This window comes from Bradyrhizobium cedriense, from assembly GCF_054602315.1.
This window is the reverse complement of record NZ_JBTSWB010000002.1, coordinates 257224-273722: the sequence shown is the minus strand read 5'-3', so window position 1 is coordinate 273722 and position 16499 is coordinate 257224. Positions and strand designations below refer to the sequence as shown.

The window sequence follows — 16499 nt, the reverse complement described above, 5'->3', positions numbered from 1 at the left end:
CTCCTTCCTGAAATCTCTAATAGCCGCTGTTGTTGGCCGCGCCCGCGCCGCCAAACCGACTGGCCGAGAACGCGCCGACCAGCTCCGGCTCGAGCGCGCCGCGCGCCACCATGCGCGCGATGTCGAAGGCGTGGTTGGAAGCGAGCGTCACGCCGGAATGGCAGCAGGCGACGAAGGCGCCGGGATGCGTCTCCGATTGGTCGTAGATCGGAAAGCCGTCCTGCGGCATCACGCGGATGCCGGCCCAGCTTCTGACCACGTTGAGCCGCGACAGATGCGGAAACATCCGCTGGGCGCGATCCGTCATCACCGCGCTGATCGAATGCTTCAGTGCGCGATCGTCCAGCTCGTCCTCCTTGCTGTCGCCGATCATCACCGTGCCCTCGTCGGTCTGGCGGATCGTGGTCAAGGGGTGCGGCAGGAACGGCATGGTGCGCTCGGTCACGACGATCTGGCCTCGGGTCGGGCCCATCGGAGCAAAGAGGCCGACCATCGGCGCCAGCGTCTGGTTGGCATTGCCGGCGGCCAGCACGATCTTGGCAGCGCGCAGCTCGCCCTCCGGCGTCGTCAGATGAAACTCGCCGCCGCTCCTGCTGATCGCCGAGACCGGCCGCCCCGGAAAATAATCGATGCCGAATGCCCTGAAGCCGGTGTGGAAGGCGCGGAACGTGCGCAGCGAATTGACGTGGCCATCCAGCGGACAATAGCTGCCGCCGGAAACGTCCGGGCCGATCAGCGGCAGTGCCTTCTTCACCTCGGATGCCGAGAGCATCTCCATCTTGTAGTCGGCCGCGCCGATCTGGTTGTGCATGCGCTTGACGAGCTCTGTGCGCTGGCCGAATTCGTCCTCGCCGAGCGTGAGGTGAAAGCCGCCGTTCTGCTGGAGGCAGACGTCGAGGCCGGTCTGCTGCTTCAGTTCGGAGGCGAGCCGGGCCCACGCCTGTGACGCCTGTACGGTCCAAACCGTATAGGCGGGCATGCCGAGCCCCTTGCTCTGCACCCAGACCAGCGCAAAATTGGCGCGCGAGGCGCGCTTGGTGATGTCGCCTTCGTCGAGCACGGCCACGCGTTTGCCGAGGCGGCCGAGGCCCCAGGCAATGGCTGAGCCGAGCAGTCCGCCGCCGACGACGGCGACGTCGTATTCTCCTGGCATAAGTTCTCCTATCGTCCCGTATCGCCCTTGCCGGCGAGCACGCGGTCGAGCCCGTAGAAGCGGTCGAGCAGAATGAGCGCGGTCATGGTGATCGCGATCACGCAGGCGGACACCGACGTCACCAGCGGATCGATGTTGTCCTGGATGTAGAGGAACATGCGCACCGGCAACGTCTCGGTGCCGGGTGCCGCGAGGAAGACGGTCATGGTGAGATCGTCGAAGGATTGGATGAAGGCGAGCGCCCAGCCGCTGATGACGCCAGGCAGGATCAGCGGCAGCGTCACGCGGCGGAACAGCGTCCAGCCGCCGGCGCCGAGCGAGACTGCGGCCATCTCGACGGTGCGATCCATGCCGGTTGCGGCGGCCAGCGTCAGCCGCAGCGCGAACGGAAACACGATGATGACATGCGCGACGATCAGCGCGGCGAAGCTGCCGCCCAACCCGACCGACGTGAAGAAGCGCAGGAAGGCGATGCCGAGCACGACATGCGGGATCATCAGCGGCGAGAGGAACAGCGCCGCCAGCGCATCGCGGCCGCGGAAGCGGTAGCGCGCGATCGCGAGCGCCGCCGGCACCGCGAACAGAAGCGCGACGAAGGACGAGAGCGCGCCGAGTCCGAGGCTGACCCAGAAGGCGTGGATGAATTCGGGATAGTTCGCGATCGTCCTGAACCAGCGCAGCGAAAAGCCGTTGGTTGGCAACGAGAGGAACCCCTCGGGCGTGAAGGCAACGAGGCAGACCACCAGGATCGGCGCCACCATGACGATGACGAAGATGGCATGGAAGACCAGCGCGAGCGGACCGTTCCGTCTCATCGGAACACCTCCGCATAGCGGCGCTCGATCAGCGCATTGCTGCCGACGACGATCAGCACCAGCGCGACCAGCAGCAGCGTGGCGACCGCAGCGCCGAGCGGCCAGTTCAGCGTATTGAGGAACTCGTCATAGGCGAGCGTCGCCGCGACCTTGAGCCGGCGGCCGCCGATGATCGCCGGCGTCGCGAAGGCGCTGGCCGAAAGCGAGAATACGATGATGGCGCCCGACAGCACGCCCGGCATGATCTGGGGCATGATGATGCGGCGGATGATGGTTGCAGGGCCCGCGCCGAGCGACATCGCGGCATTCTCGATCTGCGGATCGAGCCGCTGCAGCGCCGCCCAGACCGAGAGCACCATGAAGGGCATCATCACATGCGCGAGCGCGACAATCATTCCCGTCTCGGTGAACATGAAGGGGATGGGGGAGCGCATTACCCCGAGCGACATCAGGAGCTTGTTGACGAGGCCGTTATTGCCGCCGAACAGCAGCGCCCAGCCGAGCGTGCGCGCGACGACGGAGATCAAGAGCGGCCCGAGAATGACCAGCAGGAAGAAGCTCTTCCAGCGGCCGCTCATGCGGTTGAGGATGTAGGCTTCAGGCGCGCCCAGCAGAGCCGTGAGCAGCGTGGTCAGGATCGCGATGCGAAACGTCCGCCAGAACATCTCGGCGTAATAGGGATCGGTCGCGATCTCGTGCCAGTTCTTCAGGATGAAGACGGGCTCGATGCCCTTGTACTGGCCCCAATCGTGGAACGACAGCATCACCGTCATCGCCAGCGGAATCAGCAGCACGCCGACGAACAACATCAAGGCAGGGGCAGTCAGCGCCCATGGCGCACGCGCGCTACGCTCCTCGGCGACGGCGCTCATGTGCCGGCCCTCGCACGCACGCTCATGTCCTCGGGACGCCAGGCGAGGCGAACCGCCTCGCCCTCCGCCGGCTGCGCCTTGCCGTCGTTCTGGCGGATCACGATCGCCGGACCGCACTCGCTGTCGCACTGGAACAGCCAATGATTGCCCTGGAAAATGCGCGTGACGATTTTCGCGCCGAGACCGTCATCGCCAAAACCGATCCGCTCGGGGCGAATGCTGACGGTCACCGGACCAGTGAGGCCGGCTGGCGCCAGCGTGCTCCAGGACCCCGCAGTCAGTTGCGCAGGAACCGCAGCCCGATCGATCGTCGCGGCAAAGTCGTTGGTCTTGCCGAGGAATTGCGAGACGAAGGCAGAAGCCGGCTTCTCGTAGGTCTCCTGCGGCGTGCCGATCTGCTCGATCTTGCCCTGGCTCATCACCACGATGCGGTCGGACAGCGACATCGCCTCGTTCTGGTCGTGCGTGACCAGGATCGTGGTGGTGCCGATGGTGCGCTGGATCTGGCGCAGCTCGATCTGCATCTCCTCGCGCAGCTTGGCGTCGAGGTTGGACAAGGGCTCGTCGAGCAGCAGCACACTCGGCTTGATCACCAGCGCGCGGGCGAGTGCCACGCGCTGCTGCTGGCCGCCGGACATGCGGCGGGGATGGCGGTCCTCGAAGCCGGCAAGGCCCACCATCGCCAGCGCGCCACGAACGCGCTCGGCTCTTTCAGTGCGCGGCACGTTGCGCATCTCGAGGCCGAAGGCGACGTTCTCCGCCGCCGTCATATGCGGAAACAGCGCGTAGCTCTGGAACACGATGCCGAGGCCACGCTTGGCAGGATGAACCGCGGTGAGATCCTTGCCCTCCAGGCGGATCGCGCCGCGCGTGGGATCGAGGAAGCCCGCGATCATCTGCAATGTCGTGGTCTTGCCGCAGCCGGACGGGCCGAGGAAGGAGATGAACTCGCCCTTACCGACCGACAGACTGAAATCGTCGACCACAGTCTGCGCGCCGAACTGCTTTGCGACCCGATCGAGTTCGAGATAGGCCATGACGCTGTCTCCGCTGCGACCGATCAGCGTTCGACCTCGCGATTCCAGCGCTTGGTCCACTCCTCGCGCTTGTCGTTGATGACGGTCCAGTCGGGATTGTAGAGCTTGGCCGCGCGCTCGCCGATCGGCGCCATCTTGCCGAGTTCCGGCGGGATCACCAACGATTTCAGCACCGGGCCGTAGCCGTAATCCTTCAGCATCACGAGCTGGATCTTGGGATCGAGCAGCATCTTGACGAAGCTCGCAGCGAGCGGCGAGGCATTCGGCTTGGCGATCGGACACGCGGTCGTCAGCAGCGTCGCCGCGCCTTCCTTGGGATAGACGAAGTCGACGGGGAAGCCGGTATTGGCGAAGCTCTGCACGCGGCCGGTGCCCCACACCGCGATCACGGCCTGGCCGGACTGGAACAGCTCGGTCATCTTGCCCGGCGACGGCTCATAGGCGAGCACGTTGGGATTGATCTGCTCCTTGAAGATCTTGAAGCCGGAATCGACGTTGGTCTCGCCGCCGCCGTTCATCTTCGACAGCATCACCAGCGCCTCTAAGCCGTAGGTGTTGTTGATCGGTGGGATGACGAGCTGCTTGGCGTATTTGGTGTCCTTCAGGTCGTTCCACGAGGTCGGCGGCGCCCAGCCTTTCTCCTTGAACACCTTGGTGTTGTACATCAGGCCGGTCGCGACGATCCCGATCGCGACCGCGCGATCGTCCTTGAAGCGGGCGGTGTCGTAGAGATCGGCAGGCAGCCCATCGAGCTTGCCGCAGAAGCCCAGCTGGATCGCCTGGTACATCGGGCCGTCGTCGACGATGGCCACGTCGATCTGCTGATTGCCCTTCTGCGCCTGAAGCTTGGCCAGCGTGTCGGTGGAGTTGCCGGCGACGTACTCGACCTTGACGCCGTTCTCCTTCTCGAAGGCCGGGATCACCTCGTCGCGGATCGTCTTCTCGAACGAGCCGCCGTAACCGGCAACGTAGAGGGTCTTTTGCTGGGCCGAGGCGACCGACGGGGCGGCAACGAGCGCCGCGATGCTGACCGCTGTCAGAAGGCGAAGAGTCTTCATATGGACCGATCTCCCAATACCGGAATGAGGTGACGTGCCGACAAGCTCCGGCCGAAGCGCCTGCCGCATTTCCTTCCCCGAAAGCCCTCTCCGATCAGGGCTCCGGCCCCTGCTCAGCGGGTTTGGGGCGATCTGGAGGTTCGAACTCCTCCAATCTGCCGAAAAAGCGGGCTGTCTCCAGCTCTGATGAAAAAGATCGCAACCTATACTTCCATCGTCCAATGAATAATGGCACCCTCTGCATGCTGAAATGTTATGATTAGGTTCTGGGTATGGCGCGGATCAATTCGCGGCAGGTGGAGGCCTTTCGGGCAACGATGCTGACTGGCAGTGTCACCGAGGCAGCCAAACTGATGGTGGTGACGCAGCCCGCGGTCAGCCGGCTGCTGCGCGACTTTCAGGCGCTGCTGAAGATGGAGCTTTTCGAGCGGCGCGGCACCGGCCTCGTGCCGACCGCGGCGGCGATGGCGCTCTATACCGAGGTCGAGCGCTCCTTTGTCGGCCTCGAGCGCATCACCGCGGCTGCCGAAGAAATCCGCGGCCGCCGCACGGGCTCGCTGCGGATCGCCGCGCTGCCGGCGCTGGCGAACGGCTACCTGCCGCGGCTCGCCGGTCACTTCCTGATGGAGCGGCCCAATCTCAATCTCGCGTTCTTCGGCGTGATCTCGCCGATCGTGGTCGATTGGGTGCTGAACAATCAATGCGACATCGGCTTTGCCGAGGTGCCGATCGCGCACTCCGGCCTGCCGAGCCAGCGGCTGCCGGCACTGCCGCGCGTCGCCGTGCTGCCGACGGGCCATCGCCTGGCCGAGAAAGAGGTGCTGGAGCCGCGCGATTTCGAGGGCGAGACGTTTATCTCGCTGTCGGCGGGATCGTCGAGCCGGCACCTCGTCGACCAGGTTTTCCATCGCCACGATGTCCGCCGTGTGCTCCGGGTCGAGACTACGCTGTCGGAGATCATGTGCGGCATGGTGTCGTCGGGACTCGGTGTGTCGATCTGCGATCCCTTCACCGCGCAGGAATTTGCAACGCGCGGCGTCGTCGTGCGACGCTTCCTGCCGCGTATCGACTTCGAATTCTCGGCTGTCTTTCCGGCACAGCGCAGCCCATCGCCGGTGGCGCTGGATCTGGTCGAAACCATGCGCAAGGCGCTCGTGGAGTTCGAGCATTAGAGCCGATTGGCGCCAGGTTTGATCAAGCAAGCCACGAGGTCGCGGCAATCTCACCCGCGTGCCCGCGAGATCAATGTCGAGCCGACCAGCTCGTTGGTCGCGGGATCGCGATACTCCATCGACGCGTAGGTGGAGTTGACCGTGAGCTTGAGCGTGCCGGCCTGCTTGATCTCCGCCGGCAGCTCGGCCGCCTGCGCCGACGCTGCGATCGGCCGTTCGAAATCAATCTGCGTCGAGAACCGCCGGCTCGATGACGCCGGCGCGCTCGGTGATCACCCTGTATTGATCGGGCCGCCGGTGGGCGGCGAAATTGAACATCTTGTCTTTGCCCTGGCGGCAGAGGTCGAGATCGATGTCGGCGACGATCACCTCGTCCGCGAGCGTCTGGGCCTGCGCGACGATGCGGCCGTTGGGATCGACGATGCAGGAGCCGCCGATCAGCCCGGAGCCGTCCTCCTCGCCCGCCTTGGCCACCGAGATCGCCCAGGTGGCGTTCATGTAGGCGTTGGCCTGCGTCACCAGCGTCGAGTGGAAGGTGCGCAAGGCGCCGTCTTCGGTGGTGCCGCCGTTCGGATCATAGGCCGCGGAATTGTAGCCGATGCAAACGAGCTCGACGCCTTGCAGGCCGAGCACGCGCCAGGATTCCGGCCAGCGCCGATCGTTGCAGATCATCATGCCCATGATGGCATGGGCCCAGGACGAGCCGGCGCGGAAGGCGGGAAAACCGAGATCGCCATATTCGAAATAGCGCTTCTCGAGCTGCTGATAGCGCGCGCCCGGACGCGGTTCGACCGACCCTGGCAGGTGCACCTTGCGGTAGCGGCCGAGAATCTCACCATCGCGATCGACAAGGATAGAGCAATTGTAGCGCCGGCCGTCCGGCGTCAGCTCGGCATAGCCGACATAGAAGCCGACCCGCAGCGCACGCGCCCGATCGAACAGCTTTGCGACCGCCGGGTTCGGCATGCTGCGCTCGAAATAATGATCGAGGGCCTCGCCTTCGAGCAGCCAGCGCGGGAAGAAGGTGGTGAAGGCAAGCTCGGGAAACACCACCAGGCTCGCACCGCGGCCAGCCGCCTCCTCCAGCATATCGAGCATCCGCGACAGCGTATGCTCGCGCGTATCGGCTTTCTGCGTCGGGCCCATCTGAGCGGCGGCGGCGCGAAGGACACGAACCAAGCTTGCCTCCAATCTATGCGCAGTGCCGCCTCAATGGGCGAATGAACCCTTTGATGCGACGCGCAAATCCGCAGCCATTACGAGCGAGCGGGGCTGCAAAATCAATTCGCTTTGCTATGATGTTTTGGCCCTGAGTATAATCGGCAGTGATATGAACCTGCGTCAGCTCGAGATTCTGCGTGCGGTCATCCGCCATCGCACCACGGTTGCGGCGGCGGACGAACTGGCGCTGTCGCAGCCCGCGGTAAGCAACGCACTGAAGACGATGGAGGCGCAGGCCGGCTTCCCGCTGTTCGAGCGCGTCAACAACCGGCTGTTTCCGACCGCCGAAGCAATGGCGCTGTACAAGGAGAGCGAAGCGATCTTTGCATTGCACGCGAAGCTCGAGAACCGCGTACGTGATCTGCGCGAGAATCGCTCCGGACATCTCGCCATCGTGGCGACCCCGCCGCTCGCCTACAGCATCATCCCTTCCGCTCTGTCAGGCTTCCTGCGCCGTCGCCCGGAGACGCGCGTGTTCTTCGACGTGCGCCGCTACGAGGGCATCATCGAAGGCGTGCTCAGCCGCGTCGCCGAACTCGGCTTCGCCCTCGGGCTGACGCATCATCCCGGCATCGCGCATGAGGTGGTGCATACCGGCGAGATGGTGTGCGTGGTGCCGCCGCAACATCCGCTCGCCGACAGGCCGGTGATATCCGCTTCCGATCTTTCCGGCCTGCCCTTCATCGGGCTCGAGCGCGGCACGCGGCTTGGCGAAGCCGTGCGCGACAGCTTTGCCCGCGCCGGTGCGCCGTTCCGGCCGACTGTCGAGGTGCGCTACTGCAACACGGCCTGCGTGCTCGCGGCGGCCGGCGTCGGCGCGGCGGTGGTCGATCCGTTCTCGCCGCGGCAGAACGCCGGCAGCGGCCTCGTCGTCCGCCCGTTCACGCCGGAGACCCGGGCGGTCGCCTATATGCTGTGGTCGGAAGCCGAGCCGCTGTCGCGTCTGGCAAAGGCCTTTCTCAACGAGGTCCGCCAGGAGAGCGCGCTGCTCGAGCGCACAGCGCCGCACCAGCAACATGGGGCAGAAAGCGACTGAGGCTTTCGATCACACGCACAACCTTCTACCCGAGGCGCACATGGCACGCATCACCATCATCGAGACCGGGCTCGTTCCTCGAGAGCATCGCGAACGCCACGGCTCGTTTCCGGGCATGTTCGCGCGCATGATCCGCGCCGAGGACCCCACTGCCACGGTGGACGTGGTCAGCATCCCGAACGGCGATACACTCCCCGACCCACGCAAGGTGGAGGCCATCCTGATCACCGGCGCGGGCGCCGGCGTCTATGACGAACTGGACTGGATGGCGCCGCTGGAGGATTTCGTACGCAAAGCTTACGCCAACAAGACCCCGATGGTCGGCGTCTGCTTCGGCCATCAGCTGATCGCGCAGGCCCTCGGTGGCACCGTGCGCAAGTCGGAGAAGGGCTGGGGCATCGGCCGGCACGTCTATGGGGTGCTGCCGGAGAACGGCGTGATCGACGGCGAAACAATCGCTGTTCCCTGCTCGCATCAGGACCAGGTGATCGAGGCGCCGAGCGACGCGCTGACGATCCTGTCATCCGAGTTCACCCCGCATGCCGGCCTGCTCTACGCCAACGGCACGACGCTGACCGTGCAGCCTCATCCGGAATTCGACGTGGAATTTGCGCAGGTGTGTTGCGATCTGCGCGACGGCAAGGCGCCGGATGACGTCGTTGCAACGGCGAGGGCCTCGCTGGCGCAGCCGATGGACAATGCGAAACTCGGTGGCGCGATTGCGAGGTTCCTGGCGAGGCGCAACGTTTGATCACGGTGCCTGCGTCAACCGATTCTCACCTTCTCCCCTTGCGGGAGAAGGTGGCGCGAAGCGCCGGATGAGGGGTACCCACCCGCGAGCTCGCTATCATTGAATGCGCGGAGGAAGACGACCCCTCACCTGTCTCGCCGCTTTGCGGCGAGCTACCCTCTCCCACAAGGGGAGAGGGTGAAGCAGCGTCGCTCGCGGAAATATCAGAACGGATCGGTCCCCAGCCCTGCCACATCCGCTGGCCTTGGCCCCGGGGCCGGCCAGTGAAACCGGCGATCCTTCTCAGCGATCGCCATGTCGTTGATCGAGGCCTCGCGCCGCTTCATCAGGCCGTGCTCGTCGAACTCCCACTGCTCGTTGCCGTAGGAGCGATACCACTGACCGTTCCCATCGTGCCACTCGTACTGGAAGCGCACCGCGATACGGTTGCCGTCGAAGGCCCAGAGGTCCTTGATCAGCCGGTAGTCATGCTCCTTCTCCCATTTGCGGGTCAGGAACGCGACGATGGCCTCGCGGCCCTGAAAGACCTCGGAACGATTGCGCCAGCGGCTGTCCTCGGTATAGGCGAGCGACACACGCACCGGATCGCGTGAATTCCAGGCGTCCTCGGCCATGCGAGCCTTCTGCGCAGCGGTCTCGCGGGTGAAGGGTGGAAGCGGCGGGCGCGACATGATGGCCTCATCGGTTGATCAGGATCGTGAATTTATCGCCGCAATTGGCGGAGTCGATAGGCCATCACAAATCCGGCGATCACTTATCGGGCGATCACGGAATCAGATCGGCTTTCATCAGCGCGCGTATCGACTTCGGAATCGGCTGGGCACGACCGCCGCTGATGAAGGCAACGCGGACCTCGGCCTTCACCAGCACGTCACCGCCGCGCCGCACCTCCTGTGCCAGCATGATGGACGCACCCTTCACCGCGACCGGCCAGGTCACGACGTCGAGCACGTCGTCCATTCGTGCGGGCTTGAGGAAATCCAGATGCATCGAACGGACAACGAAGGCAAAGCCCGCGCCTTCCGTCTCGACCTGCTCGAACAACGCCTGCTGCTCGGCCCCCATCAGCCTGAGATGATTGGTTCGTCCGCGCTCCATGTAGCGCAGATAGTTGGCGTGATAGACGATCCCAGAGAACACTGATTTGACGATGTCGCAACAGAAGTCTAGCGGATTACTTTCATTGGGTCGCTGGACGGCTAAGGCGTGAATAAGCAGAGATTTATCAATGCCCTTCCGTAGCACACCTAAGAGAGCGTCTGCGCGCCTGAGGGTTACCCTCCGAAAGCAAAGGTCACACGTTCGAATCGTGTCGGTTGCGCCAGCAAAATCAAATATTTAGCCGCTGGCCCTGTCGACAAGTTTGTACGGGTGAGCACCGGGTAAGCAGCCGGTCAGCTTTGATAGTCTCCTGAACGCTCAAGCTTCTTGCGACAGGGGGGCACCCACATAAGGCGCGGCGCTTCAGCCTCACGCTTCTCCCAAACGATCCATGCATATCCGGTCGCTGTAGATGCCTTCGCGTCGAGCCGGCCCTTCACCATCGGAACGCGCTCGGTGAATTGGGCAAACTTCGCAGGTGGGCTTTGTTCAAAAATTTCGCGATAGCGACCGACGCTTTCGAGAAACACTGTCCGAGCCAGGATCGCAACACCGTGGCGTGCCACGATACGCGCGCGCTTGATGAAATCTTCGGCCAACCTGAAGGGTGGGTTGGTAATGACCCAATCCACCGAACCTGCCTGTATCGGAGCGCTCAGAAAGTCGGCGACAGAGCCGTACCCGTAAGCGTGAATGTCCGAGGCCTTTACCTTACCGAAGTACTCTTTAAGAGGCCGAGCCATGTGCCCGGCGCCGCAAGCCGGCTCCAAGCAACTCAGCTTTCGGAATGGACCTGCGTCGGCGATCACATGCTCCATGAGAGCGCGAGTTGCCCAGGGCGGTGTCGGGAAGTTATCAAGGCTATCCGCTGCTTCGATCCGTTGGGCCATCACGGCATGCGACGTGTTCTGCATTTTGCCTCTCAAATCCGCTCGAGCAGCTCATGCAGCTTCTGGCGGAAATAAACATTTGCAGTCTCAACCAAATCGTACACCGCGAAGCCAAAGTGATCGTTAAGCTCGGCTCCAATCAGCGAGTACGGGCGAGGAAGCGACCGAATCCCGTAATAGAAGATAACACGGGCTTCTGCTTTGACGGGGTTTAACTTGAAAGTCTTCCCATAGCTCTTGAGAAGCATCTGCGTCACGGTTAGGTCGCGGCGAATCGATCGGATCTTCCCAGCATCGAACGCGCCATTTCCCCGCTTGATTTCATAAGCACGGAGAGTCTTGTCTGCGTCGTCGAATGCTATCATGTCGACCTGCAGCGTGCGGACTGCCTCGCCGTAAGGAAGCGTTGTGGATGAGTACGCTTCGTCAGTCTGTTGGCCAACGATCTGGTCTGCAGCTCGAGACACCTTGAAGGCATCCTCCCTCCAAACCTTATGTCGATTGCTTTCCCGAAGACTCTCTCTGATAGCGACTTCGAGAATCGCGCCGTGACGCTTGTAAGCTGAGCTGATTATGCTGGTTTGCCGGGAGAATTTCTCGCCCGAAATTGGGTCAACCAAAAAGCGCTGCGACGCCAGTCTAGAAATCGTTAGATCAACTACCGGCGTGACTCTGTCGAGGTAAGCCATAAGTGGGATGCTGCCTGCTAGAAATGAGGCAACACTACAACGCTAGAGTGCTTGCGTGTCCGCTTTCCAAAGAAATGGTTAATCTTGTCAGGCCCAAAGGTTGGCCTTGTCCCAATCCTGAGGAAATCCCGCCGACTTGATATTCGCGATAGATGAGTTGGGGAATGTCGCGGCCAAAGCTTTGAAGCGCTTCAGCCAGCTTGAGTTTGGGTTGATGGTCTTGAGGAAGTGAGCACACATGCAGGCAATAGCGTATACGCGCGTGAGCGCGTGAACATTTGTAGCAATGTGCCCTAGATCGGGGCATTCGGCGGGCGTTGGCCACTTTGGTTGGACGGGTGTGGGTTTATTCCAGAACCTACTGTGATGAGCGCAGATATTTCGTGCAACATTCAAGGTGTGAAGCCAGCTCTCCATGATTTGAAAGGACGGGATCCCGAAAAATTGGGCGACCGCGAGTTGACCGTTCTTTCGCATCCCGGAATACAGAAAGGACATCGCCCCGAAATCCCAGAGTTCTGCGGCAATCCAGATCGGCGGATGTTCACCTGCATACTTGGATTTGAAATGCTTTGCGAACTCCTCTTTTGAGCGAGCGAAGGCCTCGTCATGTAGGCGAAGCCATTTCTGGTGACGGCTTTCGGTAGAACCGGTTGCGGAGGCGCGCTGGAAGTTCGGATGCAGCGCCTGCGCATCTCGATGCGCTTGCGCACCCAACTTGCCCAGCTCCAGAGTGATTTGGACACGAAGCGCAATTTCGACGCGCTCAATCACATCCATCATGAGCAGGCGAAGCTTCTTGTCGAAGACGTAGAGTTCAACGATTTCGGAAAATTTGGTGTTAGGGCGAAATTTATCGCCGACAACGAGGCTGGCGCCTGCCCCCTGTGATTCTCTGTACGGGTACCAATAGCCACTGAGGCGGTAATAGCCGATACGATTGAGGTAGACCTCGGCTAGGGCATCATCCGAGATGACCATTCCGCGGCCCTTTATTAGGGCCAGTTGATCTGGGACAGGCAGATACGGCTTGCTATAGGCCATTCACGGAGGCCTATAAAGAAGAAGACCCACCCGTACACTTTCGTGCAGAGGGGCGGGCCATGTTGCCGTACATATGATTCATCGAACCGAATCCGTCAAGGGGCATATTTCAACTTAGAATAGGAACTTTTACATCGGTTGTTAACACCTATCGCTCTGATTTGTCGTGAGACTTCGCCGTACGCACACTCGTCGGTTGATCGACGCCGGCCAGACGGCATCGCTCAGACCTCCAATTTTCCACACCGATCTGGCCGCCCAAAGATCGGTCTTGACGAACAACCAGCGGTGCCACGGCCGTTAGGATCCAGCCCTAGCGGGTTGCGAATGGCCCTCGTCGGAGGAATCCTCCTGCATGTCTGCCGCCAGAATCATCACGCCGCCCCTCTCCGGCCGCGACCGCAAATATTATGCGCGAGAGCTTCACAAGGCTGAGGTAGCCTATGAGCATGAGATACTGGAAGCTGCTAAGGCTCATGCCGCGGCCGATCGGATGCTGGCAAAGGCTCATGCCCTGGACTGCATTGCCTGGACGACCCGTCAGTTCATCGGCGGCGACGACGCACCATCTCCCTCAATCTCTGACGCCATCCATGGCCGCTACGGTCTTCTTGAGGTCCGCTGCCGACATTGCCGGCATACCGAGATCATGACCTAACCTTGGTCGTTTGGCCCCGATCGCGACCTGTGCATACGCTGAGCAAGGCGTTGTACTGCGGTCCGTGTCACCGCACTGCGGGGTGAAAACATCGGCCGGAATTGATTGGGTTGCGACCTGTTCCCTTTTCCGCTTCGCTTCACCCATGGCTCCGCATTGGAGATCGAAATGTGGTTGGGGGGGCGGACAAGCTAGGTTTTGATTGTGAATTTTCTGCATAGTCAGGCTTAGCAAATTTGCAAATCTGTAAACTGACGTTTGTTTGAAATTATGTGGTATTGCTAAGCATGACTGAGCTTTTCGAACGAAAATTAAACTTCCTCGAACATACCCTCCCGGAAGGCCTATTGGTCGATGCCAGGTGGATGACGAAGCATGGCTATTCGACCGGTCTGCGCAGCCAGTACGTCTCGGCTGGCTGGCTGGTTCAGCCGACGCGTGGGACTTTCAAGCGTCCGCTTGGCACCCTGACATGGCAGAAGGCCGTCATATCGCTTCAGACCCTGCTTGCGCGTCCCCTGATCGTCGGAGGGCGAACAGCGCTAGAACTGCAAGGTTTTTCGCACTACCTCCGGGCTGAAGGGCCGACCGTCGTTTATCTGTACGGTCCCGATGCTCCGCCCGGATGGCTCTTCAAGCTTCCGCTCAAAGAGCGCTTCACATTCCGCAAGAGCACAACGCTCTTCAAAGCCGATCCGGTGACGAAGGGACTCAAGAACTTCACCTCGAATGTCCAGAGCAATACCGGCGCCGCCGCCGATGAATTCCAGGCAGGCCCATTCAAGCAGATATGGGGCGAGAGCGAATGGCCACTGACCGTGTCATCGCCCGAGCGTGCGTTGCTTGAACTGCTCAACGAGTTGCCGAATAGCGAGAGCTTCCTCCAGGCCGACATGCTTGTCGAGGGCTTGCGCAACCTCAGTCCCCGCAAGCTGCAAAAGCTACTGGACGATTGCAGAAGCGTGAAAGTCAAAAGGCTGTTCTTCTGGTTTGCCGACCGGCACAACCATTCATGGCTGAAGCAAATAGACCGTGACAAGGTCGATTTGGGGAAAGGAAAGCGCATGCTGGTAAAAGGCGGAAGGCTCGATCCGAAATATTTGATCACCGTGCCGGAGGATCTTGGTGCCCCTGTCTGAACGCTATCGGCATCAGGTCGCGCTGCTGATCGAGACCTTGCCATTCGTTGCGCCGGAAACGGATTTTGCTCTCAAAGGCGGGACTGCGATCAATCTATTCGTCCGTGATATGCCGCGTTTGTCGGTGGATATCGACCTGACCTACCTGCCTGTCGCCGGCCGGACGGAATCGCTGGTCGCGATCGATGCGGGCATGAAACGAATGGCGGTCGCCATTGGCAAGGGAATTCCGGGCGTCAAGGTGAATGAGGTCGTGAACCGCGCGGAAGGCATCGTTACCAAGCTGACACTTCAAAGGGCTGACGCTCAGATCAAGATCGAAGTCACTCCCGTTCTTCGCGGATGCGTCTTCGATCCCGAGATGCGATCCGTACGTTCGAACGTCGAGGAGAACTTTGGTTTTGCGGAGACACAAGTCGTCTCGTTTTCCGACCTTTACGCAGGAAAAATCGTCGCCGCCCTTGACCGCCAACATCCTCGCGATCTTTTCGACATCCGCGATCTTCTGGCGAATGAGGGCATCAGCGACGACCTGAGGCGCGCTTTTATCGTCTATCTCATCAGCCATGACCGGCCCATATCGGAGGTTGTGGTGCCGCGGCGAAAGGATATCCGCAAGGAATTCGAGCACGGCTTCGAGGGTATGACCTCAGATCCGGTCTCGCTGGATGAGCTATTGAAGACACGCGAGGATTTGATCACCGAGGTATCTAGAAAGATGCCGAAGGAGCATCGGGAGTTTCTGATCGGATTCAAGCTCGGGAAGCCAGATTGGGCTCTGTTGGGCGTCGATGGAGCGGCAGAGCTTCCCGCAGTCCGATGGAAGCAGATCAATCTTGATAAGCTGCGTGCCGCAGATCGCGAAAAGCTTGTGACTCAGTTGATCGCAGTGCTTAAGTGACTGCATCGTGGTGCATTCGGGCCGTAAGCAGACGGGCATGCAGTAGGGCTGTGGAGTAGGCTCGGTCGCTATAGGATAAAGCGGGAGCCCTCATCGTATGGGTCGATGGACGATCAGGGCGTGAACGAGGAGCAGATTTTATCTATGCGCTTCCATAGCAAGCCGTAGCGTCTTGGGAATGCGCTGCGCTCTTCCGCCTGCGACAAACGCCACACGCACACGCGCCATAACTAGGAGATCGCTTCCGCGCCTGCACTCCTGTAGCAAGTCAATTGACGCGCCCCTTACCTCTTGTGAGAGCGTGACGACGTCAAGGACGTCGTCCAAGACCGCCGGCTTTAGAAAATCGATTGTCATCGAACGGACGACGAAGGCAAAGCCGGGCGCATCGTTCCGAGCTTCTTCGAGCAGCGCTTGCTGATTGGTTCCGAGCAGGCGCAAGTAATTCGTTCTGCCCCGCTCCATGAACCGCAAAAAATTTGCGTGATAGACAATTTGGCCGGAATCTGTATCTTCAAAATAGACCCGGACCTGCATGTGATGGCGTCCGCCGCGAATTTCGCCGTCAAGAGTGGCTGTCACGGTGCGGTTCCTCTGCTGCGCTTCCGGAACCAATGTCTTGCACAGCGGCGCTTTTCTGAGCAAGCGGCAAAAATCTCGAGCTTGGATCCTGCAGTCGGAAGCTCAGCGCCGCCACATGAATGCCGGCATGCACTGCGCGCGGTATCGATGGCGTCGCTAACCGCGGACTGCGTGCAACACCCTAGTTCGTTCGAAACGATATGGGATTGCCGGAATGCCGGCCACCCTGTAAACGATCCCGGCACGCCGTCCGGCCGCTTTTCAACGATTGCCTGCGGCGGGGGCCTGTAGCTCAATGGTTAGAGCCGGCCGCTCATAACGGTCTGGTTGCAGGTTCGAGTCCTGCCGGGCCCACCAGCCCAATCAACAACAACAACAAC

18 protein-coding genes and 1 tRNA gene are annotated in these 16499 nt (G+C 61.3%); 7 read left to right on the top strand and 12 right to left on the bottom strand.

Going from position 1 to position 16499, the window contains the following annotated elements; all coding sequences use genetic code 11:
• Positions 1-16 precede the first annotated feature (16 nt).
• The 5 genes from ACYCVF_RS07590 to ACYCVF_RS07570 are packed head-to-tail and all read right to left on the bottom strand — an operon-like array spanning position 17 to position 4935.
• The gene (locus tag ACYCVF_RS07590) at positions 17-1153 is read right to left on the bottom strand and encodes an NAD(P)/FAD-dependent oxidoreductase (RefSeq protein ID WP_459603362.1); all 1137 of its coding nucleotides are present in this window, start codon (positions 1151-1153) and stop codon (positions 17-19) included.
• Positions 1154-1161: 8 nt separating this feature from the next.
• Positions 1162-1968, bottom strand: a complete 807-nt coding sequence (locus tag ACYCVF_RS07585) for an ABC transporter permease (protein ID WP_459603364.1) — start codon at positions 1966-1968, stop codon at positions 1162-1164.
• Entirely contained in the window at positions 1965-2840 is an 876-nt protein-coding gene (locus ACYCVF_RS07580; RefSeq protein WP_459603366.1) for an ABC transporter permease, read from the bottom strand. Before ACYCVF_RS07580 ends, ACYCVF_RS07585 begins: the two co-directional genes overlap by 4 nt.
• Positions 2837-3877, bottom strand: a complete 1041-nt coding sequence (locus ACYCVF_RS07575; RefSeq protein ID WP_459603368.1) for an ABC transporter ATP-binding protein — start codon at positions 3875-3877, stop codon at positions 2837-2839. The genes ACYCVF_RS07580 and ACYCVF_RS07575 overlap by 4 nt, the downstream gene beginning before the upstream one ends.
• A gap of 23 nt (positions 3878-3900) precedes the next feature.
• Positions 3901-4935, bottom strand: a complete 1035-nt coding sequence (locus tag ACYCVF_RS07570) for an ABC transporter substrate-binding protein (RefSeq protein ID WP_459603370.1) — start codon at positions 4933-4935, stop codon at positions 3901-3903.
• A gap of 272 nt (positions 4936-5207) precedes the next feature.
• On the opposite strand from ACYCVF_RS07570, the gene ACYCVF_RS07565 reads away from it, so the two are divergent.
• Positions 5208-6107 (top strand): LysR substrate-binding domain-containing protein, encoded by a 900-nt coding sequence (locus tag ACYCVF_RS07565; RefSeq protein WP_459603372.1) that lies wholly within the window; start codon positions 5208-5210, stop codon positions 6105-6107.
• 222 nt (positions 6108-6329) lie between these two features.
• Here the strand turns inward: ACYCVF_RS07565 and ACYCVF_RS07560 are convergent, their stop codons facing one another.
• Positions 6330-7286 (bottom strand): N-carbamoyl-D-amino-acid hydrolase, encoded by a 957-nt coding sequence (locus ACYCVF_RS07560; protein WP_459603374.1) that lies wholly within the window; start codon positions 7284-7286, stop codon positions 6330-6332.
• Positions 7287-7437: 151 nt separating this feature from the next.
• On the opposite strand from ACYCVF_RS07560, the gene ACYCVF_RS07555 reads away from it, so the two are divergent.
• Together ACYCVF_RS07555 and ACYCVF_RS07550 are read left to right on the top strand one after the other, a co-directional pair.
• The gene (locus tag ACYCVF_RS07555) at positions 7438-8364 is read left to right on the top strand and encodes a LysR family transcriptional regulator (RefSeq protein WP_459603376.1); all 927 of its coding nucleotides are present in this window, start codon (positions 7438-7440) and stop codon (positions 8362-8364) included.
• A gap of 40 nt (positions 8365-8404) precedes the next feature.
• Entirely contained in the window at positions 8405-9115 is a 711-nt protein-coding gene (locus ACYCVF_RS07550) for a type 1 glutamine amidotransferase (protein WP_459603378.1), read from the top strand.
• Between the two features lie 203 nt (positions 9116-9318).
• Here ACYCVF_RS07550 and ACYCVF_RS07545 read toward each other — a convergent pair whose 3' ends face one another.
• The 5 genes from ACYCVF_RS07545 to ACYCVF_RS07525 form a co-directional block, all read right to left on the bottom strand.
• A complete protein-coding gene (locus ACYCVF_RS07545; RefSeq protein WP_459603380.1) occupies positions 9319-9786 on the bottom strand; it encodes a nuclear transport factor 2 family protein in 468 nt (155 codons plus the stop codon).
• Positions 9787-9880: 94 nt separating this feature from the next.
• Entirely contained in the window at positions 9881-10267 is a 387-nt protein-coding gene (locus tag ACYCVF_RS07540) for a YbgC/FadM family acyl-CoA thioesterase (RefSeq protein ID WP_459606560.1), read from the bottom strand.
• A 242-nt stretch (positions 10268-10509) separates the two neighbouring features.
• Complete coding sequence (locus tag ACYCVF_RS07535; protein ID WP_459606529.1) at positions 10510-11130, bottom strand: class I SAM-dependent methyltransferase; 621 nt, start codon at positions 11128-11130, stop codon at positions 10510-10512.
• Between the two features lie 8 nt (positions 11131-11138).
• Complete coding sequence (locus ACYCVF_RS07530; protein ID WP_459606528.1) at positions 11139-11795, bottom strand: hypothetical protein; 657 nt, start codon at positions 11793-11795, stop codon at positions 11139-11141.
• 87 nt (positions 11796-11882) lie between these two features.
• On the bottom strand, positions 11883-12839 hold the full coding sequence (locus ACYCVF_RS07525; protein ID WP_459606527.1) for an Abi family protein: 957 nt from the start codon (positions 12837-12839) through the stop codon (positions 11883-11885).
• A gap of 355 nt (positions 12840-13194) precedes the next feature.
• On the opposite strand from ACYCVF_RS07525, the gene ACYCVF_RS07520 reads away from it, so the two are divergent.
• The 3 genes from ACYCVF_RS07520 to ACYCVF_RS07510 all read left to right on the top strand — a co-directional run bounded on the left by ACYCVF_RS07520 (position 13195) and on the right by ACYCVF_RS07510 (position 15537).
• Positions 13195-13497, top strand: a complete 303-nt coding sequence (locus ACYCVF_RS07520) for a hypothetical protein (protein WP_459606526.1) — start codon at positions 13195-13197, stop codon at positions 13495-13497.
• A 287-nt stretch (positions 13498-13784) separates the two neighbouring features.
• The gene (locus tag ACYCVF_RS07515; protein ID WP_459606525.1) at positions 13785-14636 is read left to right on the top strand and encodes a type IV toxin-antitoxin system AbiEi family antitoxin domain-containing protein; all 852 of its coding nucleotides are present in this window, start codon (positions 13785-13787) and stop codon (positions 14634-14636) included.
• Complete coding sequence (locus tag ACYCVF_RS07510) at positions 14623-15537, top strand: nucleotidyl transferase AbiEii/AbiGii toxin family protein (RefSeq protein WP_459606524.1); 915 nt, start codon at positions 14623-14625, stop codon at positions 15535-15537. Before ACYCVF_RS07515 ends, ACYCVF_RS07510 begins: the two co-directional genes overlap by 14 nt.
• 138 nt (positions 15538-15675) lie before the next feature.
• On the opposite strand, the gene ybgC is transcribed toward ACYCVF_RS07510, so the two are convergent.
• Positions 15676-16119, bottom strand: coding sequence for a tol-pal system-associated acyl-CoA thioesterase (gene ybgC, locus ACYCVF_RS07505; protein ID WP_459606523.1), 444 nt, complete (start codon positions 16117-16119; stop codon positions 15676-15678).
• A gap of 281 nt (positions 16120-16400) precedes the next feature.
• Between ybgC and ACYCVF_RS07500 the strand changes: the two genes are divergently transcribed.
• Positions 16401-16476, top strand: a tRNA-Ile gene (locus tag ACYCVF_RS07500).
• Positions 16477-16499: the final 23 nt, after the last annotated feature.

What these genes read in the sequence shown, in the direction of transcription:
- ACYCVF_RS07590 (WP_459603362.1), bottom strand. Translation starts at nt 1,153, where the DNA reads ATGCCAGGAGAATACGACGTCGCCGTCGTCGGCGGCGGACTGCTCGGC.
- ACYCVF_RS07585 (WP_459603364.1), bottom strand. Translation starts at nt 1,968, where the DNA reads ATGAGACGGAACGGTCCGCTCGCGCTGGTCTTCCATGCCATCTTCGTC.
- ACYCVF_RS07580 (WP_459603366.1), bottom strand. Translation starts at nt 2,840, where the DNA reads ATGAGCGCCGTCGCCGAGGAGCGTAGCGCGCGTGCGCCATGGGCGCTG.
- ACYCVF_RS07575 (WP_459603368.1), bottom strand. Translation starts at nt 3,877, where the DNA reads ATGGCCTATCTCGAACTCGATCGGGTCGCAAAGCAGTTCGGCGCGCAG.
- ACYCVF_RS07570 (WP_459603370.1), bottom strand. Translation starts at nt 4,935, where the DNA reads ATGAAGACTCTTCGCCTTCTGACAGCGGTCAGCATCGCGGCGCTCGTT.
- ACYCVF_RS07565 (WP_459603372.1), top strand. Translation starts at nt 5,208, where the DNA reads ATGGCGCGGATCAATTCGCGGCAGGTGGAGGCCTTTCGGGCAACGATG.
- ACYCVF_RS07555 (WP_459603376.1), top strand. Translation starts at nt 7,438, where the DNA reads ATGAACCTGCGTCAGCTCGAGATTCTGCGTGCGGTCATCCGCCATCGC.
- ACYCVF_RS07550 (WP_459603378.1), top strand. Translation starts at nt 8,405, where the DNA reads ATGGCACGCATCACCATCATCGAGACCGGGCTCGTTCCTCGAGAGCAT.
- ACYCVF_RS07545 (WP_459603380.1), bottom strand. Translation starts at nt 9,786, where the DNA reads ATGTCGCGCCCGCCGCTTCCACCCTTCACCCGCGAGACCGCTGCGCAG.
- ACYCVF_RS07535 (WP_459606529.1), bottom strand. Translation starts at nt 11,130, where the DNA reads ATGCAGAACACGTCGCATGCCGTGATGGCCCAACGGATCGAAGCAGCG.
- ACYCVF_RS07530 (WP_459606528.1), bottom strand. Translation starts at nt 11,795, where the DNA reads ATGGCTTACCTCGACAGAGTCACGCCGGTAGTTGATCTAACGATTTCT.
- ACYCVF_RS07525 (WP_459606527.1), bottom strand. Translation starts at nt 12,839, where the DNA reads ATGGCCTATAGCAAGCCGTATCTGCCTGTCCCAGATCAACTGGCCCTA.
- ACYCVF_RS07520 (WP_459606526.1), top strand. Translation starts at nt 13,195, where the DNA reads ATGTCTGCCGCCAGAATCATCACGCCGCCCCTCTCCGGCCGCGACCGC.
- ACYCVF_RS07515 (WP_459606525.1), top strand. Translation starts at nt 13,785, where the DNA reads ATGACTGAGCTTTTCGAACGAAAATTAAACTTCCTCGAACATACCCTC.